Genomic DNA, 26,273 nt, shown 5'->3' with positions numbered 1-26,273 from the left:
GAGCTTGCTCGCGATCTTTTGATCTTTTTAAAAGATCGCGAGCAAGCTCGCTCCTACAGTTAGCAGATCAATTGCCGAGCCTTGCCCCATGCGTATCAAAGTCCACTGCCAAAACCGGATTGGCATCCTGCGTGACATCCTCAACCTGTTGGTGGCCTACGGCATCAACGTCAAGCGCGGCGAGGTGGGCGGCGATCAGGGCAATGCGATCTATCTGTTTTGCCCAAATCTGATCAACCTTCAGTTCCAGGCACTGCGCCCGAAGTTTGAAACCATTGCCGGGGTTTTTGGCGTCAAACGTGTAGGGCTGATGCCTAGCGAGCGCAGGCATATGGAACTCAACGCCTTGCTCGGTGCGCTGGAATTCCCCGTGCTGTCCATCGACATGGGCGGCTCGATTGTGGCGGCCAACCGTGCGGCGGCGCAGTTGCTCGGCGTACGCGTCGATGAAGTGCCGGGTATTGCCCTGTCGCGCTACGCCGAAGACTTCGACTTGCCGGAGCTGGTGCGGGCCAACAAATCGCGGATCAATGGCCTGCGGGTCAAGATCAAGGGGCATGTGTTCCTCGCTGACATCGCGCCGCTGCAACTGGAACACGATGACAGCGAAGCGATGGCTGGCGCGGTGCTTACCTTGCACCGGGCCGACCGTCTGGGTGAGCAGATCTACAACGTGCGCAAGCAGGAGTTGCGCGGCTTCGACAGCATTTTCCAAAGCTCAAAAGTCATGGCCGCGGTGGTCCGTGAAGCCCGACGCATGGCGCCGCTGGATGCGCCTCTATTAATAGAAGGCGAAACCGGCACCGGCAAAGAATTGCTGGCTCGCGCCTGTCACTTGGCCAGCCCGCGGGGGCAATCGCCGCTGATGGCGCTCAACTGCGCCGGTTTGCCCGAGTCGATGGCCGAAACCGAACTGTTCGGCTACGGGCCGGGTGCATTCGAAGGGGCGCGGGCCGAGGGCAAGTTGGGGCTGTTGGAACTGACCGCAGGCGGTACGTTGTTTCTGGATGGCGTGGGCGAAATGAGCCCGCGTTTGCAGGTCAAGTTGCTGCGTTTTCTGCAGGACGGTTGCTTTCGCCGTGTCGGCAGCGACGAAGAGGTCTACCTCGATGTGCGCGTGATGTGCGCCACGCAGGTGGATTTGTCTGAGCTGTGCGCCCGTGGCGAATTCCGTCAGGACCTTTACCACCGCCTTAACGTCTTGTCGTTGCACATCCCGCCGTTGCGCGATTGCCTGGATGGCCTGGAGCCGTTGGTCGAGCATTTTCTCGATCAGGCCAGTCGGCAAATTGGCTGTGCGTTGCCGCGCCTCGCTCCGGCGGCCATGGACCGTTTGAGCCACTACCATTGGCCGGGCAACGTGCGGCAATTGGAAAACGTGTTGTTCCAGGCGGTGTCGCTGTGCGATGGCGGCGTGGTCAAGGCCGAACACATCCGCTTGCCGGACTACGGCGTGCGCCAGCCGCTGGGTGAGTTCTCGATGGAAGGCGGGCTGGATCAAATCGTCGGGCGCTTTGAAAAAGCCGTGCTGGAGCGCCTGTACTCCGAACACCCGAGCAGCCGCCTGCTGGGCAAGCGCTTGGGCGTATCCCACACCACCATCGCCAACAAACTGCGCGAGCACGACATCATCAAGCCTGGTCGGGATTAAAAACGCGAAAACCTTGTGGGAGCGGGCTTGCTCGCGATTGGAACGATGCGCAGTGTCAAGTACACCGAGTCGCTTGCATCGCGAGCAAGCCCGCTCCCACCGTTTTTTTGTGCCGTACAGGCCGCCCTTTGCCGCAACCGGCATAACCACGCCGTTTTGCCATTTCTGTGACGCCATATAACCCCCCTCAAACCCCACGAGCACGGCCTTTTCACCGTCAATAAAAAGTTGGTGCGCAAATTGCTAGTACCCATTCAGTACAGCGGTGGGCGGCAAGCGTCCGTCAGGCAGAGGAATGAGTGTGGACAAGTACCTTTATGTGGCAATGACCGGCGCCAGCCAGAATGCTCTGGCGCAAAAGGCACATGCCAACAATCTGGCGAACATCTCAACCAACGGCTTTCAGCGCGATCTGGAACAGGCGCGCTCAATGCCGGTGTTTGGCGACAGCTTTCCCGCGCGGGCCTTTGCCATGACCGAGCGACCTGCCACGGATTTCACGCCGGGTGCGCTGGTGCAAACCGGGCGTGACCTGGACATCGCCGTCAAAGGCGATGGCTGGCTGGCCGTGCAGGCGCCCGATGGCAGCGAAGCCTATGTGCGCACCGCCAGCATGAATGTCGACTCGCTGGGCATTCTGCGAGCCGGCAACGGCATGCCGGTCATGGGCAACGGCGGGCCGATCGCCGTGCCGCCGCAGCAACAAATTGAAGTGGGCGAAGACGGCACCATCAGCATTCGCGCCATGGGCGAGGGCCCGCGCGTGATGGCTGAAGTGGACCGCATCAAGCTGGTTCAACCTGACCTGCGCTCCATGACTAAAGGCCTCGACGGCCTGATCCACACCGCCAACGGCCAGCCTGCGCCATTCGACGCCAATGTGCGGGTGACCTCCGGGTTTCTGGAGGCCAGCAACGTCAATGCCGTCGAAGAGATGACCTCGGTGCTGGCCCTGTCCAAGCAGTTCGAGTTGCACATCAAAATGATGAACACCGCCAAAGAAGACGACCAGGCCATGACTCGCGTCCTGGCCATGAGCTAATTACTGACACGTTGCGCCGAAAAACCGGCGCACGAGGAGAGCACGCATGCTTCCGGCACTGTGGGTTGCAAAAACGGGTTTGGCTGCACAAGACACCAACCTGACGACAATTTCCAACAACTTGGCCAACGTCTCGACCACCGGCTTCAAGCGTGATCGTGCCGAGTTCCAGGACTTGCTCTACCAGATCAAACGCCAGCCCGGCGCGCAATCGACCCAAGACAGCGAGCTGCCTTCCGGCCTGCAACTGGGTACCGGTGTGCGCATTGTCGGCACACAAAAGAACTTCACCGCCGGTAGCCTGCAAACCACCGAGCAGCCGCTGGACATGGCCATCAATGGCCGTGGGTTTTTCCAGATCATGCAGCCCGACGGGACCACGGCCTACACCCGTGACGGTACTTTCCACCTTGACTCCAACGGCCAGATCGTCACCGCCAGCGGTTTCACCCTGGAGCCAGCGATTGTCGTGCCTGCCGATGCCGAGACGTTCACCGTCGGCCAGGACGGCACCGTGTCGGTCACCGTGCCCGGCAACGCCGCTGCGCAGATCATCGGCAACCTGCAAACCGCCGACTTTATCAACCCGGCCGGCTTGCAGGCACAGGGCGGCAACCTGTTCCTTGAGACCGCCTCCAGCGGCGCGCCGCAAATCGGCACGCCGGGCCTGAACGGTTTCGGCACCACCATGCAGAACACCCTCGAAACCTCAAACGTCAGCACCGTTGAAGAGATGGTCAACATGATCACCACCCAACGCGCTTACGAGATGAACTCCAAAGTGATCTCCACCGCCGATCAAATGTTGTCGTTTGTGACGCAAAATCTGTAATTACGTGAAGCGGGAGAGGTCATGAAACGCTTTATTTCTGTTCTGGCACTGGGTGGCGTTACTTTTCTGGCGGGTTGTGTCAGCCCGCCGCCACGTCCTAACGATCCGTACTACGCCCCGGTACTGCCGCGCACGCCGCTGCCGGCTGCGGCGAACAACGGCTCGATTTACCAGGCCGGTTTTGAACAGAACCTGTACAGCGACCGCAAGGCATTCCGGGTGGGTGACATCATCACCATCACCTTGAACGAGCGCACCCAGGCGAGCAAAAACGCCAACTCGGCCATCGGTAAAAACAGCAACACCAACATCGGCCTGACCTCGCTGTTCGGTGGCGGCATGACCACCAACAACCCGTTGGGCGGTGCTGACCTGAGCCTCAACGCAGGCTACAGCGGCAGCCGTGCCACCAAGGGCGACAGCAAGGCCGGGCAGGGCAACAGCCTGACCGGTTCGATCACCGTGACAGTGGCCGACGTTCTGCCTAACGGCATCATCGCCGTGCGCGGCGAGAAGTGGATGACCTTGAACACCGGCGACGAACTGGTGCGAATCGCCGGGCTGGTCCGGGCGGATGACATCTCTACCGACAACACCGTGTCCTCGACCCGCGTGGCCGATGCGCGCATTACCTACTCGGGGACGGGCTCGTTTGCCGATGCCAGCCAGCCGGGCTGGTTTGACCGCTTCTTCCTTAGCCCACTGTTTCCTTTCTGACCGGACCGACCATGCCGAATCTCAAGCACCTGCTGGCAGCCGTACTGCTGCTGTCGACAACCCTGGGCGCACACGCCGAGCGGTTGAAAGACATCGCCAGCATTTCGGGCGTGCGTTCCAACCAATTGATTGGGTATGGCCTGGTGGTCGGGCTTAACGGCACGGGCGACCAGACCACGCAAACCCCGTTTACCCTGCAGACCTTCAACAACATGCTCTCGCAGTTCGGCATCAAAGTGCCGCCGGGTTCGGGCAACGTGCAGTTGAAAAACGTCGCCGCGGTGTCGATCAGCGCCGATTTGCCCGCGTTCGCTAAGCCAGGGCAGGTGATCGACATCACCGTGTCGTCCATCGGCAACTCGAAAAGCCTGCGCGGCGGCACGCTGTTGCTGACCCCGCTCAAGGGCATTGACGGCAACGTCTACGCGGTTGCCCAAGGCAATCTGGTGGTCGGCGGCTTTGACGCTGAAGGCCGTGACGGCTCGAAAATCACCGTCAACGTACCGTCAGCCGGGCGCATTCCGGGCGGTGCATCGGTTGAGCGCGCCGTGCCCAGCGGTTTCAACCAGGGCAACAGCCTGACCCTGAACCTCAACCGTTCCGACTTCACCACTGCCAAGCGCGTGGTAGACAAGATCAACGACCTGCTGGGGCCGGGTGTGGCTCAGGCGATTGATGGCGGCTCGATCCGCGTCACCGCGCCCTTGGACCCTAGCCAGCGCGTCGACTACCTGTCGATTCTGGAAAACCTCGAAGTGGACCCGGGCCAGGCCGTGGCCAAGGTCATCATCAACTCGCGCACCGGCACCATCGTGATCGGGCAGAACGTCAAGGTATCGCCGGCGGCGGTGACCCACGGCAGCTTGACCGTGACCATCACCGAAGACCCAATCGTCAGCCAGCCGGGCCCGCTGTCCAACGGCCAGACGGCGGTGGTGCCGCGCTCGCGGATCAACGCCCAGCAAGAAGCCAAGCCGATGTTCAAGTTCGGCCCGGGCACTACCCTCGACGAAATCGTCCGGGCGGTGAATCAGGTGGGTGCGGCGCCGGGGGATCTGATGGCGATCCTCGAAGCCCTGAAACAGGCCGGCGCCTTGCAAGCCGACCTGATCGTGATCTGAGGCCAACGGCATGGACATGCGTAAGAGTGGCGTCGTCAGTGACAGCGATTCGGGGGCGTTCAGCGACCTCAATCGTCTGAACAACCTGAAGGTCGGCGACCGTAACAGCGACGGCAATATGCGCAAGGTTGCGCAGGAATTCGAGTCGCTGTTTCTCAACGAAATGCTCAAGTCCATGCGATCGGCCAACGAAGTGCTGGGCAAGGACAACCCGCTGAACACGCCTGCGGCCAAGCAATACCAGGAAATGTACGACCAGCAACTGTCGGTGACTTTGTCACGCCAGGGCGGCGGCATTGGCTTGGCCGACGTATTGATGCGCCAGATGTCGAAAAACAAATCGGTGGTGCCGGGTGACGTACCCGCCACGCCCGCGGTGGCCGCCGAAACCAAGGCCGCAGCGCCTGCGACGACCACGACCAACAGCCCGTTCGTGCGCTCCAACGGCCAGCGCGCCTTGTGGGCTGCGCGGGTGGCCACGCCTGCGGTCGATGGCGGGCACAAAAATGACATGGCGATGCTCAATCAACGTCGTCTGGCGTTACCGAGCAAATTGACCGACCGCCTGTTGGCCGGGATTGTGCCGTCGGCTGACCCGCCGCGCTCAACCGTCAACACCAGCACCGTGCCGGGCCGCACCAGCCCGGCGCTGGACGCGGTGATCAAGGGCAGCCGTCAACCGATGCTCAGCGCCTCCGGGGTGCACGGGCGCATGCAGATTTATGGTCGCGCCGTGGCCCAGCCGCCGTTGGCACCGGCCAAACAAGCCTTTGAATCGCCGGATGCGTTCGTTGCCACCATGTTGCCGATGGCGCAGCAGGCGGCCGACCGAATCGGCGTTGACCCGCTGTACCTGGTGGCGCAAGCGGCGCTGGAAACCGGTTGGGGCAAATCGGTCATGCGTCAACAAAACGGCAACAGCAGTTACAACCTGTTCGGCATCAAGGCCACCGGCAATTGGCAGGGCGCGCAGGCGCGGGCCATTACCAGTGAGTTTCGCGACGGGCAGATGGTCAAGGAGACGGCGGACTTCCGTTCCTACAACTCCTACCAAGACAGCTTCCACGACCTGGTGACCCTGTTGCAGAGCAACAATCGTTATAAAGAAGTGCTCAACGCAGCCGATAAACCAGAGCAGTTTGTTCGTGAACTGCAGAAGGCCGGTTACGCGACCGACCCTGAGTACGCGAGCAAGATTTCGCAGATTGCCAAGCAAATGAAAACCTACCAGAGCTACGTCTCGACGGGTTCTCTCACGCATTTATAAGGTTTGAACCATGGCGAGTTTGATCAACATCGGGATGTCGGGGCTTAACGCCAGCCAAGGGGCCTTGGCCACCGTGGGCAATAACATTGCCAACGCCAATACCTCGGGCTACTCGCGTCAGCAAGTGGTGCAGAGCAGCGCGGGCTCGCAGCAAGTGAGCGGGGTGTTTATCGGCACCGGGACCACCCTGGCCGACGTACGCCGGGTGTACAACTCCTACCTCGACGCCCAGTTGCAAGCCACCACGTCGCTCAACGGCGACGCCCAGGCGTATCTCGACCAGATCGGTTCAATCGACAAACTGCTCTCGGACAAAAGCACCGGTGTGTCGTCGGCGCTGAACAGTTTTTTCGCCTCCCTGCAAACAGCGGCCGGGGCGCCAGGCGACAGCTCCACGCGCCAACTGCTGCTGACCAATGCGCAAACCCTGAGCAACCGCTTCAACTCGATTTCGACTCAGCTCAATCAGCAAAACGACGGCATCAACAGCCAGCTGGACACCCTGACCTCGATGGTCAACCAGCACACGGCCACCATCGCCTCGCTGAACAAGCAAATTGCCCAGGCCACCACGGCGGGCAACACCCCCAACGACCTGATGGATGCCCGCAACGAAGCAGTGCGCACCCTCAACGAGTTGGTCGGGGTGTCGGTTCAAGAGCACGACAATGTGTACGACATCACCCTCGGCACTGGTCAGGCGCTGGTGCAGGGCAATACCTCGAACACCTTGTCGGCGGTGCCGGGCAAAACCGACAAAAGCCAGTTCAGCATCCAGATCAACTACCCGCAGTCCAGCTCCGACGTCACTTCGGTGCTCACCGGCGGCAAAATCGGCGGCCTGCTGCGTTATCGCGAAGACGTGCTGGCTCCGTCCATCAACGAACTGGGGCGCACGGCCATTGTGTTGGCCGATGCCTTCAATCAGCAGTTGGGGCAGGGGCTGGACGCCAACGGCGAGTTTGGCTCGTCCCTGTTCAGCAGCATCAACAGTGACAAGGCGATCAGCCAGCGCAGCCTGGCCGCGACCGGCAACAGCGCAGGCTCGGGCAACCTCGACGTAAAAATCACCAACAGCGGTGCACTGACCACCTACGACTATCAGGTCACGTTCACCAGCGACAACGAGTACACGGTCAAGCGCTCGGACGGCACCAACATGGGTGCCTTCAAGCTCGATCAAGACCCGCCGGCGGTGATCGACGGCTTCAGCATGAGCCTCAATGGCGGCGCGTTGAGCAAGGGCGACAGCTTCAAAGTCAGCCCCACCGCCAATGGCGCCAGCAGCCTCAATGTGCAAATGACCGATGCCAGTAAATTGGCGTTCGCAGGGCCTTTGGTGGCCGTTAAAGGCGGTTCCAACAGCGGCACCGGCGCCGCGAGCGGCCTGAGCCTGTCGCAGGCGCTGAATATTTATGGCGGCGCGGACTTGGGCAAAGCGCAAAGCGAAATCGAAGGCGCGATGCCAGTACGCATTGCCTTTGACGAAGCCAGCGGCGGCACCCAGGGCTATCGCATCCTCAATGAAAAGGGCGAGAAGATCGGCGAAGGCACCATCGTTCCGGGCCAGGACAACAAAGTCACGATCAAGGTGCCGGTGCTCGATGCCTCAGGCGCGGCGGTGACCAACCCGGACGGCACGCCAAAAACCGTCAACTTCGACACCACCCTCAGCGGCTCCCCGGCCAAAGGGGACAGCTTTGATATTCGCTTCAACAAGGACGGCAAGGCGGACAACAGCAACGCCAACCAACTGTTGGGCCTGCAAACCAAACAGACCGTAGGCGTGACCGGCGGCGGGGGCGGGGCGAGCCTCGGCACCTCGTACAGCCAGTTGGTCTCCAAGGTCGGCGGCAAAGCCAGCCAGGCCAGCGTCGACGGCACCGCCAACACGGCCGCCCTGGCGTACGCCACGCAAACCCGCAACTCTGTGTCGCAGGTCAACCTGGACGAAGAAGCCTCCAACCTGGTCAAGTTCCAGCAGTACTACACCGCATCGTCGCAAATCATCAAAGCGGCGCAAGAAACCTTCAGCACGCTGATCAACAGTCTTTAAGGGAGCACTCGACGATGCGTATTTCCACTGCCCAGTTTTTTGAGTCGACCAGCACCACCTACCAGAACAACTTCTCGTCGGTGATCAAAACCCAGCAGCAGATCGACTCCGGCGTGCGCATCCAGACCGCTGCCGATGATCCGGTGGGCGCCGCACGTTTGCTGCAATTGCAGCAGCAAAAGGACATGCTGGGCCAGTATTCCGCCAATATGGACAGCATCAAGTCGTCGCTGAGCAACCAGGAAAGCGTGCTCGATAGCATCAATAATTCCCTGCAAAAAGCCGGTGAGCTGGCGCTGCGGGCGGGCGGCCTCACCAACGACGCCGACCGTTTGGCGGTGGCCAACGAGCTGGGCAGCATCGAAGACCAAGTGTTCAGCCTGCTCAACAGCAAAGACTCCGCGGGCAACTACATGTTCTCGGGCTCCAAGACCGACACCCAGCCGTACATCCGCAACAACGATGGCACCTACATCTATCAGGGCGATGACACCCAGCTCAACCTCAAGGTCTCGGACACCCTGACCCTGGCGGGCAGCGACACGGCCAAAAGCTTTATGGAGAACTCGGTAAACACCGGGCGCACCCAGAGCACCTTGCAGCCGATGCTCGACCCGGATGGCGCGGTGGTGCCGGACAAGGGCGTGGTTGCGGTGTCATCGGGTCTGGTGACCTCCAGCGCGGTGTTCAACAAGAGCTTTGCCGCAGGCCAGCCGTATACCCTTGAATTCACCAGCAGCACCCAATACACCCTCAAAGATGCCGACGGCAAAGACGTGACCTCGGAGATCCCGGGCAACGGCGTGTTCGATTCGACCAAAGAGGGCGCGCACAGCATCAGCCTGCGCGGGGTGTCCTTTGACATCAACCTGAACCTCAAGGACATTGCCCCGACCGACCAGGACGCGGCGGTCAAGGGCCATACCTTCACCCTGCAAGCCAAGCCCGACACCTTCAATGCCTCGCGCACCCCGAGCAACAGCTCGACGGCGCAAATCACCGGCTCCAACGTGACCAGCGCGGGCACTTACGGCGACAGCTTTCCGAGCAATGGCGCGGTGATCAAGTTCACCAGCGCCACCGAGTACGAGGTCTATGCGCAGCCGGTGACCGACAGCAGCAAGTCGATTGCCAAGGGCACCCTGGCCGATGGCTCGCTGGAAGCCATGGGCGTCAAATTTGACTTCACCGGCACCCCGGCTTCGGGCGACCAGTTTGTCGTCAGCAACAACAACCACCAAAGCCAGAGCGCGCTGGACACCATCAGCGAGCTGCGCAAAGCGTTGGTGGTGCCGAGTGAAAAAGACGCGGCGGCCTCGCGCATGCAGCGTGACGCCATCAACACCGCGATTGGCAACCTGAAAAACGCCAGCGCCAGCATCGACACCGCCCGAGGCTCAATCGGTGCGCGGTTGAACGCGGTAGACATTCAATTCGACGAAAACACCAGCATGGGCCTGGCCAACGACTCCACCACCGCGGCCATCGGCAACACCGACACCGCGAGCGCGGCCACCCAACTGGCCTTCCAGAAATCCATGCTCGAAGCCTCGCAACTGGCGTTCGTCAAAATCTCCCAGCTCAGCCTGTTCAACCAGCTGTGATCTAAATCCCGTAGTCGCTGACGAGGCACGAGGCTGCGATGGGTTGCGAAGCGACCCCTGTTTTGGCGGTCCAGCGGCCCGCATCGCAGCCTCGTGCCTCGACAGCGACTACAACTTCTCTGAAATCTTTTGTATAAAACCACACAAATTAGAGTGACCTATGAGTCACAACGCGCATCTTCACTGTATCGTGTGAAACGTTTGGGCGGGCGCCGGGCTATTTTCAGCTGATTTGTGTGGTTTTTTGCAGGTGTCAGGTGCCCATTTCGCCGCTGTTTTTGCGCGACGAAGCCCTCTTATTGTCAACGCCCCTCGGTTAGCTGAGCGGGTGATCTCCAGCTATTAGTATTGGGAAGCCACAATGATTGGCATTAAAAGCATCGCCAGTTACGTGCCTGCAAACGGCGTAGACAACTACGCTCAGGGCGCGAAGTTCTCCAAGGACGAAGACTTCATTCTGGGCAAGATTGGCTCGGCCTTCTTGCCGCGTAAAGATGCTGACCAGGAAACCTCAGACCTGTGCGTAGAAGCCGTCAACGCACTGTTCGCCAACAACCCGCAGCTCTCGCGTGAATCCATCGACGCGTTGATCGTCGTCACCCAGAACGGTGACGCCGAAGGTCTGCCGCACACCGCCGCCATTGTGCAAGACAAGCTGGGCCTGCCGACCCACGTGGCCGCGTTCGACATCTCCCTGGGCTGCTCGGGCTACGTGTATGGCATCTACGCCATGAAAGGCTTTATGGAAGCCGCGGGCCTGAAAAACGGCTTGCTGGTGACCGCCGACCCGTACTCCAAAATCGTCGACCCTGAAGACCGCAACACCACCATGCTGTTTGGCGACGCCGCCACCGCCACCTGGATGGGCGAAGACGCCACCTGGCAGCTGGGCAAAGCCAAATTCGGCACCGACGGCTCGGGCGCACCGCACCTGAAAGTCAGCGACGGCGTGTTCTTTATGAACGGTCGCCAGGTGTTCAACTTCGCCTTGGTCAAAGTCCCGGCGCACCTGCACGAACTGCTGGACGAGTCCGAACTCAAAGCCACAGACATCGACGCGTTCTGCATCCACCAGGGCAGCGCAGCGATTGTTGACGCCGTGGCCCGTCGTTTTGAAGAAAGCGAGCCAGAGAAATTCATCAAAGACATGGTCGAGACCGGCAACACCGTGTCGTCGAGCATTCCGCTGCTGCTGGAAAAACACGTGATGGACGCCGCCTGGAGGCGCGTCGCGCTGAGCGGGTTCGGCGTGGGCCTGTCGTGGGGCTCGGCGATCATCTATCGCGACTAAGCACTCGCCAGACACACAAAACGCCCAAGGCCGCAAAACCTTGGGCGTTTTGCATTGTGAAGAAACAGAAATCTCCTGTGGGAGCGGGCTTGCTCGCGATGCCAGCACCTCGATACGTCTGACCCGGCAAGGTGCTTGAATCGCGAGCAAGCCCGCTCCCACAGGTTTTGACTCTGCTTGTCTACGCGCGCAACCCCTTGAAACACAAGGCATGAACCCCCGCCTGTAAAAAAAATCAAAAAAGCCCTCAAGCATCCTGCCATCACGACGATAACTATTACGAAGGTTCTCTAGGCCACACCCGGCGGTTGCCAGGGCCGGAAGCCGCAGTATTTATCTAATGAGGATTTCGTCATGGCTTTATCCGTAAACACCAACGTCACGTCCCTGACCGTTCAGAAAAACCTGAACAAAGCCGGTGATGCGCTGAGCACCTCGATGACCCGTCTGTCTTCCGGCCTGAAAATCAACAGCGCCAAAGACGACGCCGCTGGCCTGCAGATGGCCAACCGTCTGACTTCGCAGACCAAAGGCATGACCGTAGCGATCGCCAACGCCAACAACGGCAGCTCGATTGCACAGACCGCTGAAGGCGCGATGCAAGAGTCGACCAACATTCTGCAACGTCTGCGTGAACTGGCCCTGCAAGCCTCCAACGGTGACAAAAGCGACGCAGACCGTGCGTCCCTGCAACAAGAATTCACCGCCAAAACCGGCGAGCTGACCCGTATTGCTCAAACCACTACCTTTGGTGGCCGTAACATCCTGGACGGTTCGTTCCAGAACCAGGCTTTCCAAGTGGGCGCTGATGCCAACCAGACTATTTCGTTTGGTATGACAGATATCAGTGCTACGGGCTTGAAGGGTTCTTACAGTGAGGCTAGCACCAGTGGTGCTGCGCTGAAGGGGTTGAGTGCTACTACAACTGGTGCTTCTTTAGCTGGAGCCAGTGTCACGAGTGGTGCAGCTGTGGGCGATGCTGCTACGCTTGCTGATACGGACAAGCTGACTGTTAACAACGTGACGATCTCTTTTAATGCTGCGATTGCTGCTACTGGTGGGGCGAATGTTCTTACAGAGGCTCAGCGAGCAATAAATGCTGAAACTGCGAATACTGGCGTTACTGCATCTGTTGAGGATGGAAAGCTAACTTTAAAGTCTGATAAGGCTATTACTCTTGCCAATGCCGCAGGCACCCCTCTGGCAGCGTTGGGTGGGCTTGCAGCTAATACACCTGCAACAACTCCTGATAAAGACACTGTTATAGGGAAGGCCGGTGAAATCTCAGTAAATGGCAAAGCAGTTGCTTGGAAAGCAACTGAAAAGATGAGTGAAGTGCTTGGAAAAATTGCAGCTCAAGCAGGAGATAAGGCTACAGCTACTCTTACCGATGGCCGCGTTACAGTAACTTCCACCGACGGTAAAGACATCAAGCTTGCAAACACCACTGGCGGCTCCTTGGCTCAGTTGGGTCTCTCGGCAGGCACTTCTCAGGCTAAATTGACAAAAGACACTTCGATTGAGCTGAATGGCGTTGAAGTCAAGTTCAAGAAAGGCGACACCACTGACAGCATCGTGTCGACGATCAACAGCGCCAGCACCGGCGTTACGGCTAGCAAAAATGACGACGGTACGTTGAAGTTGTTCTCAAACAAGGACATTTCAATCAAGGATGGTGCTGCAGGTTCAGGTCTGGAAGCTTTGGGGCTGACAGCTGCTTCAACGGCTGCTACCAACAAAGCCACCACCGTAGAAACTACCGTTTCTGATCTGAGCATCCTGACCGCTGCTGACTCTCAGCGCACCATTCAGGCGCTGGGTGATGCCATCCAGCAAATCGACTCTCAGCGCTCTGCACTGGGTGCCGTACAAAACCGTTTCGACAGCACCGTGGCTAACCTGCAAAGCATCTCCGAGAACTCGACCGCTGCGCTGGGTCGTGTTCAGGACACTGACTTCGCATCCGAAGCCGCTCAACTGACCAAGCAACAAACTCTGCAACAGGCATCCACCGCGATCCTGTCTCAGGCGAACCAACTGCCATCCGCTGTGATGAAGCTGCTTCAGTAATTTCAGCGCACGGTTGATAACGGAAGGGCGCGTTTACGTGCCCTTTTGTTTTTTCAGTGGTGAGGTGATGACATGGACATGAGCATCAAACTGAATTCCGCCTACCCAACCGCCGCTGGGCCGTCCAGCCCCGCGCCAGCACCGGCTGCCATTGCCAGGGCTGATGTCAGTGATATCGTGCCGCCAGGCAAGCCGCCTGAGCGTATCGAGGTTGAAAAAGCGGTCAGTGATTTACGCGACTTCGCGCAGTCTCACCAGCGTCAGCTGGATTTTTCGATTGATGACACCACCGGCATCATGGTGGTCAAGGTCATCGCCACCCAAAGCGGTGAAGTGATTCGCCAGCTACCTTCAGAAGTGGCCCTCAAGTTGGCGCAAAATCTGGCAGACCCCAATAGCCTGCTTTTTAACGCCAGCGTTTGAAGGTGGCATGAAATGTGATGGTGTTTGTGGCTTCGCTGTTCTTAGCCAATAAAGCGACAGCCACCGAACAAGGAGAAAAAGATGGCCAGTTCAACGATTACCGGCGTCGGTTCGGGTTTCGATACGGTAGGAATCGTCAAAGCGTTGGTGGATGCTGAAAAAGCCCCCAAGCAGGCGCAAATTACCAAGCTGCAAACCACGACCACCACCCAGCTGTCGGCGGTGGGCACGGTCAAGGCGTCGCTTGATACCTATCGTGCGGCCATCGCCAAACTCAACACGGAAGCCAGTTTCAACGGGCTTGCGGGCACGTCTTCTGACGAGAAAATTTCCAAGGTCACCCTGGGCGATAAAGCCGCAAGCGGTACCTATGCGCTTAACGTCACGCAATTGGCCACGGCTTCAAAGGTCACCAGCAAGGTGTTCGAAGGCAGTTCTGCAGTGGTTAACTCCAGCGGCAAAGACACCACGCTGACCATTTCGCAGTCTGATAGCAGCTACGACGTCAAGGTCCCGGCGGGTGCGACGATGCAGCAGACCCGTGACGCGATCAACACGCAACTGCAATCCAAGGGCATCAGCGCCAACGTGCTCACCGACGCCAACGGCTCGCGTCTGGTCATCAGTTCGCAAAGCACCGGTAAGGGCACGGACATTACCCTCAGTGGCGATTCTGAGCTGGCAACTGGCTATGATGCCGGAAAACCGCCGGTCAATGCCGAGTACACCATCGACAACATTGCCATGGAGTCCAAGAGCAACAAGATCACCTCGGCCATCAGTGGTGTGAGTCTTGAGCTGTTGGACACCAAGCCGTCGACCATTACCGTGGCGTCCAACACCACCACCTTGAAGACATCGGTGCAGTCGTTTGTCAGTGCCTATAACGCACTGATGACCAGCATCAACACCCAGACCAAAGTCACTGCAACCGGTGATGCGGCCACGACCACAACCGGTGCGTTGACCGGTGATTCGTCAATGCGCCAATTGGTCAACGGCATTCGTAGTGAACTGTTGCAAAACTCCGGCGGTTCCACCGTGGGCAACCTGGCGCAAATGGGCATCAGTACCGATCAGAAAACCGGTTTGCTGACCCTGGATGACACCAAGTGGAACGCCGCCGTGGCGACCCCCAATGGTCCGACCGAGATTGCCAAGGTATTCACCGGCGACACCGGTTTGATCACGCGCATGACCAAGGCCACGGACAGTTATGTCGGCACCAGCGGGCTGCTGACCACCCGTGCCGCCGACTTGAACACCAAGTTGACCGATCTGACCGAGCAGCAAAAAGCGCTGGACAGCCGCATGGACACGCTGAAAACCACGCTCACCGCCAAATACACGGCGATGGACGGCTTGATCGCGAAGATCAACGCCAGCAGTTCCAGCATCATGACCACGCTCAATTCGCTGAATAACCCGAAGTCGAATAACTGATTTTCCGGGCATCTGGTGCGGCTTGAGCGCTAAAGCTTTGAGCCCCGGCGCCGACATAAGAAGTAAGACTTAGCCCATTTGTGATGAGGTAGAAACATGAACCCGATGCGCGCCCTTCGTCAGTATCAGAAGGTCAATTCCCACGCTCAAATCTCCGAAGCCAGCCCTCATCGCTTGATTCAAATGCTGATGGAAGGCGGCCTGGAGCGCATGGCCCAGGCCAAAGGTGCGTTGAGCCGTGGCGATATCCCGCAGAAGGCACTGTTGCTGACCAAAGCCGTCGACATTATTGGCGGTTTGCGTCAGGGCCTGGATGCTGACAAGACCGACGACAAGGCGGCGCTGCAGCAACTCGATGACCTGTACGAGTACATGGCCGTGCGTCTGACCCAGGCCAATATCAAAAACGATCCTGAAATCATCGACGAAGTCGCACGCCTGCTGATCACGGTGAAAAGCGGCTGGGACGAGATCGCCCCGCAATCAATCTAATGGCCTGAGGAGTGCGTCATGAGCCAGCTGCAACGAATTCAAGAAACCCGCGACGCGCTGATCGATGCCCTAGCGGCGCGCAACTGGGATGCCATCGGCGAGCTTGACTCGGCGTGCCGTGAATGTGTTGAGACAGTACTCGACGAGCGCCCGCTGGACGAAGCGGTGCTGCGCGAAAATCTGGAGGGGTTGTTGGTGGTGTATCGCATGCTGCTGGAGGCCGCTACGGACGAGCGGCAACTGGTAGTCGAGCAAATGGCGCAGATCAACCAAGCAAAAAATGCTTCAAAGGTTTACCATTTGTTCGGTTAAGGCATAAGAAGTATAGGGTTAATCCGTTTAAGCGGCGCCATAAATTTGACTGTGTATGTTTTTTTGACTTAACTAGTACGTATTCTGTTTCAGTCGCCTCACACATCCAACAGGATCGGGGCGGCTAGTGTGCTCCACATTATCCGGAGCGCTGAGTTGACTAGGGAAGTTGCTATTGCATGTGGCGTGAAACCAAAATTCTGCTGATCGATGACGATAGCGTCCGCCGCCATGACCTGGCGGTAATTTTAAGTTTTCTCGGCGAAGAGAATTTAACCAGCCCTAGTCACGAGTGGGAGCAGGCGGTTACAGGCCTGTCGTCCAGCCGTGAGGTGCTCTGCGTGCTGATTGGCACCGTGAGCGCTGCTGGCGGAATCTCAAGCCTGCTTAAGACACTCGCAGCCTGGGATGAGTTCCTGCCCATTCTGCTTTTAGGTGATATTTCTTCGACCGAGCTGCCCGACGACCAGCGTCGCCGCGTGCTGTCCAGCCTCGAAATGCCGCCCAGCTACAGCAAATTGCTCGATTCGCTGCACCGTGCCCAGGTCTATCGTGAAATGTACGATCAGGCCCGTGAGCGCGGTCGTCATCGTGAGCCCAACCTGTTCCGCAGCCTCGTCGGCACCAGCCGGGCGATTCAGCACGTGCGCCAGATGATGCAGCAAGTGGCCGATACCGACGCCAGCGTGTTGATCCTCGGCGAGTCCGGGACCGGCAAGGAAGTGGTCGCGCGCAACCTGCATTACCATTCCAAGCGCCGCGATGCGCCGTTTGTGCCGGTCAATTGCGGGGCGATCCCCGCAGAGCTGCTTGAAAGCGAGCTGTTCGGGCACGAAAAGGGCGCGTTCACCGGGGCCATCACCAGCCGTGCCGGGCGCTTCGAACTAGCCAATGGCGGCACATTGTTCCTCGATGAAATCGGCGACATGCCGCTGCCGATGCAAGTGAAACTGCTGCGGGTGTTGCAGGAGCGCACCTTTGAGCGCGTGGGCAGCAACAAGACCCAAAGTGCCGATGTGCGGATCATTGCGGCTACCCATAAAAACCTCGAAAGCATGATCGAGGTCGGCGCCTTCCGCGAAGACTTGTACTACCGCCTCAACGTGTTCCCGATTGAAATGGCGCCTCTGCGTGAGCGGGTGGAAGACATTCCGCTGCTGCTCAACGAGCTGATTTCACGCATGGAGCACGAAAAGCGCGGTTCGATCCGCTTTAACTCGGGCGCCATCATGTCGCTGTGCCGCCACGCCTGGCCGGGCAACGTCCGCGAGCTGGCCAACCTGGTTGAGCGCATGGCGATCATGCATCCTTATGGCGTGATCGGCGTGGCAGAGCTGCCGAAAAAATTCCGCTATGTCGACGATGAAGACGAGCAGTTGGTCGACAGCCTGCGCAGTGACATGGAAGAACGCGTGGCCATCAACAGCCACACGCCGGACTTCACCACCGGCGCGATGCTGCCGCCCGAAGGCCTGGACCTCAAGGACTACTTGGGCGGGCTGGAACAAAGCTTGATCAAGCAAGCGCTGGACGACGCCAACGGCATCGTCGCTCGCGCGGCCGAACGCCTGCGGATTCGCCGTACCACCCTGGTTGAAAAAATGCGCAAATACGGCATGAGCCGCCGCGAAGGCGAAGAGCAGGGCGACGACTAACCCCACCCAAAAACTGTAGGAGCGAGCTTGCTCGCGATCTTTTGATCTTTAAAACAAAAGCTCGCGAGACAAGCTCGCTCCTACAGGGTTTTGCATCAATCCTTTGATCTGCATCAACACAACCCCCTTCAGTTCGCCAATGTTATTTTTCGGGCACGGGTATTGCTTTGCTTGGGTTAACGAACCGTTTTATGACGGTCAGCCAAGCGAGAACGTCCCATGCCCCACGCCGCCCAACAGTCCTCGGTCCCTGATCTCGCAGGGGCTGCCGCGTCTCTGAGCAACATGCCCGCCAACGCGGCGCAGCTTGAGCAGGCGTTCTCGCTGTTCAATCAGATGTCGACCCAGTTGACCGACTCCTACAGCCTGCTGGAAGCCCGGGTTGCAGAGCTTAAAGGCGAGCTGGCGCTGGCCGGTGAGCGGCGCGTGGCTGAGCTGGCAGAAAACCAGCGACTGGCCAATCGCTTGCAGCACCTGCTGGACTTGCTGCCCGGCGGCGTTATCGTGATCGACGATCGCGGCCTGGTCAGCGAGGCCAACCCGGCGGCGTGCGAGCTGTTGGGGCTGCCGCTGCAAGGTGAGTTGTGGCGCCAGGTGATTGCCCGCAGCTTTGCGCCGCGTGAAGACGATGGCCATGAAATCTCGCTTAAAGACGGCCGTCGCCTGTCGATTGCCACCCGCTCGCTGGACCCGGAGCCGGGGCAACTGGTGTTGCTCAACGACCTGACAGAAACCCGGCGCCTGCAAGACCAGCTGTCCCGGCATGAGCGTTTGTCGTCGCTGGGGCGCATGGTCACCTCCCTCGCGCATCAGATCCGCACGCCCTTGTCGGCGGCGTTGATCTACGCCAGCCATTTGACTGAACAAACGCTGCCGGTCGAAACCCAGCAGCGCTTTGCCGGGCGCTTGAAAGAGCGCCTGCACGAACTGGAACACCAGGTGCGCGACATGCTGGTGTTTGCCCGTGGCGAACTGCCGCTGGCGGATCGGGTTTCCCCTAAGGCCTTGATGCAGGCCTTGCAGGCAGCGGCACAGACCCACGTTGAGGGTGTGTCAATGCGTTGGCAGTGCGATGTGCACGGCGGGTTGGTGCTGTGCAACCGCGACACGCTGGTGGGCGCGTTGCTCAACCTCATCGAAAACGCCCTGCAAGCCGGTGCGGTGCGCCTCAAGGTGCACTTATATGCCCGCGACAACCAGTTGCGCCTGTGCGTGAGCGACAGCGGCAGCGGCATCGAACCCAAAGTGCTGGAGCGTTTGGGCGAACCTTTTTTCACCACCAAGGCCACCGGCACCGGGCTCGGTCTTGCTGTGGTCACCGCCGTGGTGCGTGCGCACCAGGGTGATCTGGGCTTACGTTCGCGGCTGGGGCGAGGCACCTGTGCCTTGCTCAGCTTGCCGCTGATTGCCGTTGCAGGGGAGGCTAACTGATGGCGATGCAAATCAAAGTGCTGCTGGTCGAGGATGACCGCGCCTTGCGTGAAGCGCTGGCTGACACGTTGTTATTAGCCGGTCATGACTTCAAGGCCGTCGGTTCCGGCGAAGAAGCGCTGCACGCGGTGGCGGGCGAGGCATTCAGCCTGGTGGTCAGCGACGTCAATATGCCGGGCATGGATGGCCACCAACTGCTGGGCCGCCTGCGCGCCAGCCATCCGCAGTTGCCGGTGCTGTTGATGACCGCCCACGGCGCGGTAGAACGCGCCGTAGATGCCATGCGCCAGGGCGCTGCGGATTACCTGGTCAAGCCGTTTGAACCCAAGGCCTTGCTTGATCTGGTGGCGCGCCATGCGCTGGGCAGCCTGGGCGCGGCTGACAGCGAAGGCCCGGTGGCGGTTGAACCGGCCAGCACGCAGCTGTTGGCGCTGGCGGCACGGGTGGCCAAAAGTGACTCGACGGTGTTGATTTCCGGGGAGTCGGGCACCGGTAAAGAAGTGCTGGCGCGTTACATCCACCAGCATTCCAGCCGGGTCGATCAGCCATTCGTGGCGATCAACTGCGCGGCGATCCCGGACAACATGCTCGAAGCCACCTTGTTCGGCCACGAAAAAGGCTCGTTTACCGGCGCCATTGCAGCGCAGGCGGGCAAGTTCGAGCAGGCCGATGGCGGCACCTTGCTGCTCGACGAAATCTCGGAAATGCCGCTGGGCCTGCAAGCCAAGTTGCTGCGGGTGTTGCAGGAGCGTGAAGTCGAGCGCGTGGGCGGGCGTAAACCGATTGCCCTGGATATCCGCGTGATTGCCACCACCAACCGTGACTTGGCCGGGGAAGTGGCGGCAGGGCGCTTCCGCGAAGATTTGTACTATCGGCTGTCGGTGTTCCCGCTGGCCTGGCGCCCGTTGCGCGAACGCACCGCCGATATAGTGCCGTTGGCCGAGCGGCTGCTGGCCAAGCACATCAGCAAAATGAAACACGCCCCGGTGCGTTTCTCGGCGCAGGCCCAGGCGTGTCTGGTGGGTTACCCGTGGCCGGGCAACGTGCGTGAACTGGACAACGCGATCCAGCGGGCGCTGATCCTGCAACAAAGCGGCTTGATTGAAGCGGCCGACTTCTGCCTGGCTGGGCCGGTGACGTACGCGCCGCTGCCTGCGGTGGCACCGGTCGAGTCGTCCGGCGCGTTGGGCGACGACCTGCGTCGTCATGAGTTTGAAATGATCATCGACACCTTGCGTGCCGAGCGAGGGCGGCGCAAAGAAGCGGCCGAGCGTCTGGGCATCAGCCCGCGCACCTTGCGCTACAAGCTGGCGCAAATGCGTGATGCCGGAATGGATGTTGAGGCGTACTTGTTTGCCGCAACCTGATGATTACATCTCTGTAGGAGCGAGCTTGCTCGCGATCTTTTGATCTTCAAAAGCAAAAGCTCGCGAGCAAGCTCGCTCCTACAAGGATGAATCTGACCGGCGCTTGCGATGTTTTGTAACGTTAATCGTGCGAAAACGACAAAGAGCTGGCACCCTTGTTGCTATACCTCACTACGAGCAGTGAAAGTGTCAAAAAAATGCGGGTCGGCGGAGGCCATAGTCCATGAGCCAAGGTATTGAATTTAATCGATTGATGTTGGATATGCGGGCCATGCAAATGGACGCCATGGCCCAACCGAAATCGGCTGTGCAGGCCGCTCCTGAAGCGGGTGCACCGAGCTTCTCCGACATGCTCGGCAACGCGATCAACAAGGTCAGCGAGACGCAGCAAGCGTCGTCGCAGCTGTCCAACGCGTTCGAAATCGGTAAAAGCGGTGTCGACCTGACCGACGTGATGGTTGCCTCGCAAAAGGCCAGTGTGTCTTTCCAGGCGATCACGCAAGTGCGTAACAAGCTGGTTCAGGCGTACCAAGACATCATGCAGATGCCGGTTTAAGGGCGATATTAAGTCATGGCAGATGCACTTCCGGAAAACGTTCCGGCCAAGTCAGGCCTGGGTGGCGGCAAAGGGCCGCTGTTCGGCTTGTCCTTTCTGGACAACCTGGCCGAGATGACCATGTTGCGTCAGGTCGGCCTTATGGTCGGTCTGGCGGCGAGCGTGGCAATCGGTTTTGCCGTGGTGTTGTGGTCGCAACAGCCCGATTACCGGCCGCTGTACGGCAGCCTGGCCGGGATGGACGCCAAGCAGGTCATGGAAACCCTGGCCGCCGCTGATATTGCCTACACCGTTGAACCCAATTCCGGCGCCTTGCTGGTCAAGGCTGATGACGTCTCGCGCGCGCGGCTCAAGCTCGCGGCCGCAGGCGTCACCCCTTCAGACGGCAACATCGGCTTCGAAATCCTCGATAAAGACCAGGGCCTGGGCACCAGCCAGTTTATGGAAGCCACGCGCTATCGCCGTGGTCTGGAAGGCGAACTGGCGCGGACCATTTCCAGCCTCAACAACATCAAGGCTGCCCGCGTGCACCTGGCGATCCCGAAAAGCTCGGTGTTCGTGCGCGATGAGCGCAAGCCCAGCGCCTCGGTGCTGGTTGAGCTGTATCCTGGCCGCTCGCTGGAGCCGGGGCAGGTGATGGCGATCATCAATCTGGTGGCCACCAGCGTGCCGGAGTTGATCAAGTCCCAAGTCACCGTGGTCGACCAAAAGGGCAACTTGCTCTCGGATCAGGCGGAAAACTCCGAGCTGACCATGGCCGGCAAGCAATTTGATTACAGCCGACGCATGGAAGGCATGCTCACCCAACGCGTGCACAACATCCTGCAACCGGTGTTGGGCAATGATCGCTACAAGGCCGAAGTGTCGGCAGACGTTGATTTCAGCTCGGTCGAGTCCACCTCCGAGCAGTTCAACCCTGACCAGCCGGCCTTGCGCAGCGAGCAATCCACCAACGAACAACGCACCGCCAGCAACGGCCCGCAAGGCGTACCGGGGGCATTGAGCAATCAGCCGCCAGCCCCGGCCACCGCGCCGCAGCAAACCGGCCAGGCCGGAGCGGCGGGTGCAGGCATGGTGCAACCGGGCCAGCCGCTGCTGGATGCCAACGGCCAGCAAATCATGGACCCGGCCACCGGCCAGCCGATGCTGGCGCCGTACCCGGCCGACAAGCGCTCGCAGTCGACCCGCAACTTTGAGCTCGACCGCTCCATTAGCCACACCAAACAGCAGCAGGGCAAAGTCAATCGTTTGTCGGTGGCCGTGGTCATCGATGATCAGGCCATCGTCAATCCGGCCAACGGCGAAGTCACCCGCACGCCGTGGAGCGCCGATCAATTGGCGCGCTTCACCCGCCTGGTGCAGGACGCCGTGGGCTTTGATGCCAGCCGCGGGGACAGCGTGAGCGTGATCAACGTGCCGTTCTCCTCCGAGCGCGGCGAAGTGATTGCTGATATTCCGTTCTACTCGCAGCCCTGGTTCTGGGATGTGGTCAAGCAAGTGCTGGGCGTGCTGTTCATTCTGGTGCTGGTATTCGGCGTGCTGCGCCCGGTGCTCAACAACATCACCGGCAACGGCCGCAACAAGCAGGTGGCGGGTATTGGCAGCGATGCCGAAATGGCCGGCATGGGCGGTCTGGACGGTGAGCTGGCAAACGATCGTGTGAGCCTGGGCGGGCCGCAAAGCATCATGTTGCCAAGCCCGAGCGAAGGCTATGACGCACAACTGAATGCCATCAAGAGTCTGGTAGCCGAAGACCCGGGCCGCGTGGCCCAGGTCGTCAAAGAGTGGATCAACGCCGATGAGTGATAACCGAGCTGCCGCCAATGCCAAGCTGACCCGGGTCGACAAGGCGGCGATTTTGCTGCTGTCGCTGGGCGAAGCCGATGCCGCGCAAGTATTGCGGCTCATGGGGCCCAAAGAAGTGCAGCGCGTGGGTGTGGCGATGGCGCAAATGCGCAACGTGCACCGTGAGCAAGTCGAGCAGGTGATGAGCGAGTTCGTCGAAATCGTCGGCGATCAGACCAGTCTCGGCGTCGGCTCTGACAGCTATATTCGCAAAATGCTGACGTCGGCCCTCGGCGAAGACAAGGCCAATGGCCTGATCGACCGCATTCTGCTGGGCGGCAACACCAGCGGCCTCGACAGCCTGAAGTGGATGGAGCCGCGCGCCGTGGCCGACGTGATCCGCTTCGAACACCCGCAAATCCAGGCCATCGTGGTGGCCTACCTCGACCCCGATCAGGCAGGCGAAGTGCTCGGTCATTTCGACCAGAAGGCGCGGCTGGACATCATCCTGCGCGTGTCCTCGCTCAACACCGTGCAACCGGCGGCGTTGAAAGAGCTCAACCAGATCCTCGAGAAGCAGTTCGCCGGTAACTCCAACGCGGCGCGTACTTCGCTGGGCGGGATCAAGCGGGCCGCCGACATCATGAACTTCCTCGACAGCTCGATGGAAGCGCAGTTGATGGACTCAATTCGCGACATCGACGAAGACCTGTCCGGGCAGATCGAAGACCTGATGTTCGTCTTCAACAACCTGGCCGATGTCGACGACCGCGGCATTCAGGCGCTGCTGCGCGAAGTGTCTTCGGACGTGCTGGTGCTGGCGCTCAAGGGCTCGGACGACAACGTTCAGGACAAGATCTTCAAGAACATGTCCAAGCGCGCGGCCGAACTGCTGCGCGACGACCTGGAAGCCAAAGGCCCGGTGCGCGTCAGCGACGTCGAAACCGCGCAAAAAGAAATCCTCACCATTGCCCGCCGTATGGCCGAAGCCGGAGAAATCGTTCTCGGCGGGAAGGGCGGCGAAGAGATGATCTAAGTGAGCAACGGCGAGTCACCCGGGGATGTAATCCGCGCCAAGGATGTCGGTGCGTTCGACGTATGGGGGCTGCCCAGTTTTGACCCCTGGCAGGAAGAGCCCGAAGAACCTGAGCCGGAACCGGTTGAAGAACTGCCCGCCGACAGCGAAGAAGTGCCGCTCGAAGAAGTCCAGCCGCTGACCCTCGAAGAGCTCGAAAGTATTCGCCAGGAAGCCTGGAACGAAGGCTTTGCCACCGGCGAAAAAGAAGGGTTTCACAGTACCCAGCTCAAGGTGCGCCAGGAAGCCGAAGTGGCCTTGAATGCCAAGGTCGCCAGCCTCGAACGTTTAATGGGCAGCCTGCTGGCGCCGTTGGCCGAGCAGGACCAGCAGCTGGAAAAAGCCATGGTCGGGCTGGTCGAGCACATGACCCGGCTGGTGATCCAGCGCGAACTCAAAACCGACTCAAGCCACATCGAGCAAGTGCTGCGCGACGGCTTGAAACTGCTGCCGATGGGCGCCGACAACATCCGTCTGTTTATCAACCCGCAAGACTTTGACCAGATCAAAGCCTTGCGCGAGCGCCATGACGAGCGCTGGAAAATTGTCGAAGACGACAGCCTGCAACCGGGCGGCTGCCGCATCGAAACCGAACACAGCCGCATCGACGCCAGCATCGAAACGCGGATCAAACTGGCAATGAGCCAGATGTTTGACCAACTGCACGAGCAGTCGCTGCACCCGGCCGCGCCGGACATCGACGTCGACCTGGACCAGCCCCATGCACCTTAAGCGCACCAGCTTCGCCAAGCGCCTGAGCGGCTACGCCCCGGCGGTGTCTTTACCGGCCCAGCCGGTGGTCGAAGGGCGGCTGTTGCGCATGGTCGGCCTGACCCTTGAAGCCGAAGGCCTGCGTGCCGCCATGGGCAGCCGCTGCCTGGTGATCAACGACGACCTCTTTCACCCGGTTGAAGTCGAAGCCGAAGTGATGGGTTTTTCCGGCAGCAAAATCTTCCTGATGCCGGTGGGCAGCGTGGCCGGGATCGCGCCAGGTGCCCGCGTGGTGCCCTTGGCCGACACCGGCCGCTTGCCGATGGGCATGAGCATGCTCGGCCGGGTGCTCGACGGCGCGGGCCGGGCCCTGGACGGCAAAGGCTTGATGAAAGCCGAAGACTGGGTGCCGATGGACGGCCCGACCATCAACCCGCTCAAGCGCGACCCCATCAGCGTGCCGCTGGACGTGGGCATTCGCAGCATCAACGGATTATTGACGGTCGGCCGTGGCCAGCGTCTTGGCCTGTTTGCCGGTACCGGCGTGGGCAAGAGTGTGCTGTTGGGCATGATGACGCGCTTTACCGAGGCCGACATTATCGTGGTGGGCCTGATTGGTGAGCGGGGCCGTGAGGTGAAGGAATTTATCGAGCACATCCTCGGTGAAGAAGGCCTCAAGCGCTCTGTGGTGGTTGCTTCGCCTGCCGACGATGCGCCGCTGATGCGTTTGCGCGCGGCCATGTACTGCACGCGGATTGCCGAATATTTTCGCGACAAGGGCAAAAACGTCCTGCTGCTGATGGACTCGCTAACCCGTTTTGCTCAGGCCCAGCGCGAAATTGCCCTGGCCATTGGCGAACCGCCCGCAACTAAGGGCTACCCGCCGTCTGTGTTCGCCAAGCTGCCCAAGCTGGTGGAGCGCGCCGGTAATGCCGAGGCCGGGGGTGGCTCGATTACTGCGTTTTATACCGTGTTGTCCGAGGGCGATGACCAGCAAGACCCGATTGCCGACTCGGCGCGGGGCGTGCTCGACGGGCATATCGTGCTGTCGCGGCGTTTGGCCGAAGAGGGCCATTACCCGGCCATCGACATTGAAGCGTCCATCAGCCGGGTCATGCCGTCGGTGGTCAGCGCCGAGCACATGCGCCGGGCGCAGCAATTCAAACAACTGTGGTCACGCTTCCAGCAAGCACGGGACTTGATCAGCGTGGGCGCCTACGTAGCCGGTGGCGACCGTGAAACCGACACCGCCATTGCCTTGCAACCGGCCATGGTCGCGTACCTGCGCCAAGGGCTGAACGACAACATCAGCCTGGGCGAAAGCGGCGGCCACCTGGCCAGCCTGTTCGCCCCGGCGGCGGGTGGTTAAACG

At 60.0% G+C, this 26,273-nt stretch carries 22 protein-coding genes; all 22 read left to right on the top strand.

Annotated features, from left to right (window positions below):
- The first annotated feature begins 88 nt into the window (after positions 1-88).
- Positions 89-1,651 carry a sigma-54-dependent transcriptional regulator gene (locus AAEZ03_RS16345; RefSeq protein WP_048371457.1) on the top strand — a complete coding sequence of 521 codons (1,563 nt, stop codon included), beginning with the start codon at positions 89-91 and terminating at the stop codon, positions 1,649-1,651.
- A gap of 301 nt (positions 1,652-1,952) precedes the next feature.
- Positions 1,953-2,693, top strand: a complete 741-nt coding sequence (locus AAEZ03_RS16340) for a flagellar basal body rod protein FlgF (RefSeq protein WP_048371638.1) — start codon at positions 1,953-1,955, stop codon at positions 2,691-2,693.
- Positions 2,694-2,739: 46 nt separating this feature from the next.
- The gene (gene flgG, locus AAEZ03_RS16335; RefSeq protein ID WP_048371455.1) at positions 2,740-3,525 is read left to right on the top strand and encodes a flagellar basal-body rod protein FlgG; all 786 of its coding nucleotides are present in this window, start codon (positions 2,740-2,742) and stop codon (positions 3,523-3,525) included.
- Positions 3,526-3,546: 21 nt separating this feature from the next.
- Positions 3,547-4,242, top strand: a complete 696-nt coding sequence (gene flgH, locus AAEZ03_RS16330) for a flagellar basal body L-ring protein FlgH (protein WP_048371453.1) — start codon at positions 3,547-3,549, stop codon at positions 4,240-4,242.
- A gap of 11 nt (positions 4,243-4,253) precedes the next feature.
- Positions 4,254-5,363, top strand: a complete 1,110-nt coding sequence (locus AAEZ03_RS16325) for a flagellar basal body P-ring protein FlgI (protein WP_048371451.1) — start codon at positions 4,254-4,256, stop codon at positions 5,361-5,363.
- 10 nt (positions 5,364-5,373) lie between these two features.
- Positions 5,374-6,630, top strand: a complete 1,257-nt coding sequence (gene flgJ, locus AAEZ03_RS16320; protein WP_350580000.1) for a flagellar assembly peptidoglycan hydrolase FlgJ — start codon at positions 5,374-5,376, stop codon at positions 6,628-6,630.
- Between the two features lie 10 nt (positions 6,631-6,640).
- Positions 6,641-8,686, top strand: a complete 2,046-nt coding sequence (gene flgK / locus AAEZ03_RS16315) for a flagellar hook-associated protein FlgK (protein ID WP_153392203.1) — start codon at positions 6,641-6,643, stop codon at positions 8,684-8,686.
- A 14-nt stretch (positions 8,687-8,700) separates the two neighbouring features.
- Positions 8,701-10,290 carry a flagellar hook-associated protein 3 gene (locus AAEZ03_RS16310; protein ID WP_350579997.1) on the top strand — a complete coding sequence of 530 codons (1,590 nt, stop codon included), beginning with the start codon at positions 8,701-8,703 and terminating at the stop codon, positions 10,288-10,290.
- A 361-nt stretch (positions 10,291-10,651) separates the two neighbouring features.
- Positions 10,652-11,581, top strand: a complete 930-nt coding sequence (locus AAEZ03_RS16305) for a ketoacyl-ACP synthase III (RefSeq protein WP_350579994.1) — start codon at positions 10,652-10,654, stop codon at positions 11,579-11,581.
- A gap of 354 nt (positions 11,582-11,935) precedes the next feature.
- Entirely contained in the window at positions 11,936-13,651 is a 1,716-nt protein-coding gene (locus AAEZ03_RS16300; protein ID WP_350579991.1) for a flagellin N-terminal helical domain-containing protein, read from the top strand.
- Between the two features lie 72 nt (positions 13,652-13,723).
- A complete protein-coding gene (locus AAEZ03_RS16295; protein ID WP_350579988.1) occupies positions 13,724-14,074 on the top strand; it encodes a flagellar protein FlaG in 351 nt (116 codons plus the stop codon).
- 81 nt (positions 14,075-14,155) lie between these two features.
- Positions 14,156-15,517, top strand: coding sequence for a flagellar filament capping protein FliD (gene fliD, locus AAEZ03_RS16290; protein WP_350579985.1), 1,362 nt, complete (start codon positions 14,156-14,158; stop codon positions 15,515-15,517).
- A 96-nt stretch (positions 15,518-15,613) separates the two neighbouring features.
- The gene (fliS, locus tag AAEZ03_RS16285) at positions 15,614-16,009 is read left to right on the top strand and encodes a flagellar export chaperone FliS (protein WP_048371436.1); all 396 of its coding nucleotides are present in this window, start codon (positions 15,614-15,616) and stop codon (positions 16,007-16,009) included.
- Between the two features lie 18 nt (positions 16,010-16,027).
- Positions 16,028-16,321 (top strand): flagellar protein FliT, encoded by a 294-nt coding sequence (fliT, locus tag AAEZ03_RS16280; RefSeq protein ID WP_048371434.1) that lies wholly within the window; start codon positions 16,028-16,030, stop codon positions 16,319-16,321.
- A gap of 179 nt (positions 16,322-16,500) precedes the next feature.
- Positions 16,501-17,976 carry a sigma-54 dependent transcriptional regulator gene (locus AAEZ03_RS16275; RefSeq protein ID WP_350579981.1) on the top strand — a complete coding sequence of 492 codons (1,476 nt, stop codon included), beginning with the start codon at positions 16,501-16,503 and terminating at the stop codon, positions 17,974-17,976.
- Between the two features lie 285 nt (positions 17,977-18,261).
- Entirely contained in the window at positions 18,262-19,407 is a 1,146-nt protein-coding gene (locus AAEZ03_RS16270) for a sensor histidine kinase (RefSeq protein WP_314916593.1), read from the top strand.
- Positions 19,408-19,412: 5 nt separating this feature from the next.
- Positions 19,413-20,774 carry a sigma-54-dependent transcriptional regulator gene (locus AAEZ03_RS16265; RefSeq protein ID WP_350580007.1) on the top strand — a complete coding sequence of 454 codons (1,362 nt, stop codon included), beginning with the start codon at positions 19,413-19,415 and terminating at the stop codon, positions 20,772-20,774.
- A 223-nt stretch (positions 20,775-20,997) separates the two neighbouring features.
- Positions 20,998-21,330, top strand: a complete 333-nt coding sequence (gene fliE, locus AAEZ03_RS16260) for a flagellar hook-basal body complex protein FliE (protein WP_048371428.1) — start codon at positions 20,998-21,000, stop codon at positions 21,328-21,330.
- 15 nt (positions 21,331-21,345) lie between these two features.
- The gene (gene fliF, locus AAEZ03_RS16255) at positions 21,346-23,136 is read left to right on the top strand and encodes a flagellar basal-body MS-ring/collar protein FliF (RefSeq protein ID WP_048371426.1); all 1,791 of its coding nucleotides are present in this window, start codon (positions 21,346-21,348) and stop codon (positions 23,134-23,136) included.
- A complete protein-coding gene (fliG, locus tag AAEZ03_RS16250) occupies positions 23,129-24,151 on the top strand; it encodes a flagellar motor switch protein FliG (protein ID WP_350579977.1) in 1,023 nt (340 codons plus the stop codon). The genes fliF and fliG overlap by 8 nt, the downstream gene beginning before the upstream one ends.
- On the top strand, positions 24,152-24,922 hold the full coding sequence (fliH, locus tag AAEZ03_RS16245; RefSeq protein ID WP_123752029.1) for a flagellar assembly protein FliH: 771 nt from the start codon (positions 24,152-24,154) through the stop codon (positions 24,920-24,922). It begins immediately after the preceding gene.
- Positions 24,912-26,270 (top strand): flagellar protein export ATPase FliI, encoded by a 1,359-nt coding sequence (gene fliI / locus AAEZ03_RS16240; protein WP_262126159.1) that lies wholly within the window; start codon positions 24,912-24,914, stop codon positions 26,268-26,270. The genes fliH and fliI overlap by 11 nt, the downstream gene beginning before the upstream one ends.
- Positions 26,271-26,273 lie beyond the last annotated feature (3 nt).

Origin of the sequence: Pseudomonas sp. HY2-MNA-CIBAN-0224, from assembly GCF_040310285.1 — a bacterium.
Taxonomy (GTDB): domain Bacteria; phylum Pseudomonadota; class Gammaproteobacteria; order Pseudomonadales; family Pseudomonadaceae; genus Aquipseudomonas; species Aquipseudomonas helleri.
Note: the sequence above shows the minus strand (reverse complement) of the source record. Positions and strands in the feature narration are given on the sequence as shown.

Coding starts and splice junctions, on each gene's coding strand:
- AAEZ03_RS16345 (WP_048371457.1), top strand. CDS start 89: ATGCGTATCAAAGTCCACTGCCAAAACCGGATTGGCATCCTGCGTGAC.
- flgG (WP_048371455.1), top strand. CDS start 2,740: ATGCTTCCGGCACTGTGGGTTGCAAAAACGGGTTTGGCTGCACAAGAC.
- flgH (WP_048371453.1), top strand. CDS start 3,547: ATGAAACGCTTTATTTCTGTTCTGGCACTGGGTGGCGTTACTTTTCTG.
- AAEZ03_RS16325 (WP_048371451.1), top strand. CDS start 4,254: ATGCCGAATCTCAAGCACCTGCTGGCAGCCGTACTGCTGCTGTCGACA.
- flgJ (WP_350580000.1), top strand. CDS start 5,374: ATGGACATGCGTAAGAGTGGCGTCGTCAGTGACAGCGATTCGGGGGCG.
- flgK (WP_153392203.1), top strand. CDS start 6,641: ATGGCGAGTTTGATCAACATCGGGATGTCGGGGCTTAACGCCAGCCAA.
- AAEZ03_RS16310 (WP_350579997.1), top strand. CDS start 8,701: ATGCGTATTTCCACTGCCCAGTTTTTTGAGTCGACCAGCACCACCTAC.
- AAEZ03_RS16305 (WP_350579994.1), top strand. CDS start 10,652: ATGATTGGCATTAAAAGCATCGCCAGTTACGTGCCTGCAAACGGCGTA.
- AAEZ03_RS16300 (WP_350579991.1), top strand. CDS start 11,936: ATGGCTTTATCCGTAAACACCAACGTCACGTCCCTGACCGTTCAGAAA.
- AAEZ03_RS16295 (WP_350579988.1), top strand. CDS start 13,724: ATGGACATGAGCATCAAACTGAATTCCGCCTACCCAACCGCCGCTGGG.
- fliD (WP_350579985.1), top strand. CDS start 14,156: ATGGCCAGTTCAACGATTACCGGCGTCGGTTCGGGTTTCGATACGGTA.
- fliS (WP_048371436.1), top strand. CDS start 15,614: ATGAACCCGATGCGCGCCCTTCGTCAGTATCAGAAGGTCAATTCCCAC.
- fliT (WP_048371434.1), top strand. CDS start 16,028: ATGAGCCAGCTGCAACGAATTCAAGAAACCCGCGACGCGCTGATCGAT.
- AAEZ03_RS16275 (WP_350579981.1), top strand. CDS start 16,501: ATGTGGCGTGAAACCAAAATTCTGCTGATCGATGACGATAGCGTCCGC.
- AAEZ03_RS16270 (WP_314916593.1), top strand. CDS start 18,262: ATGCCCGCCAACGCGGCGCAGCTTGAGCAGGCGTTCTCGCTGTTCAAT.
- AAEZ03_RS16265 (WP_350580007.1), top strand. CDS start 19,413: ATGCAAATCAAAGTGCTGCTGGTCGAGGATGACCGCGCCTTGCGTGAA.
- fliE (WP_048371428.1), top strand. CDS start 20,998: ATGAGCCAAGGTATTGAATTTAATCGATTGATGTTGGATATGCGGGCC.
- fliF (WP_048371426.1), top strand. CDS start 21,346: ATGGCAGATGCACTTCCGGAAAACGTTCCGGCCAAGTCAGGCCTGGGT.
- fliG (WP_350579977.1), top strand. CDS start 23,129: ATGAGTGATAACCGAGCTGCCGCCAATGCCAAGCTGACCCGGGTCGAC.
- fliI (WP_262126159.1), top strand. CDS start 24,912: ATGCACCTTAAGCGCACCAGCTTCGCCAAGCGCCTGAGCGGCTACGCC.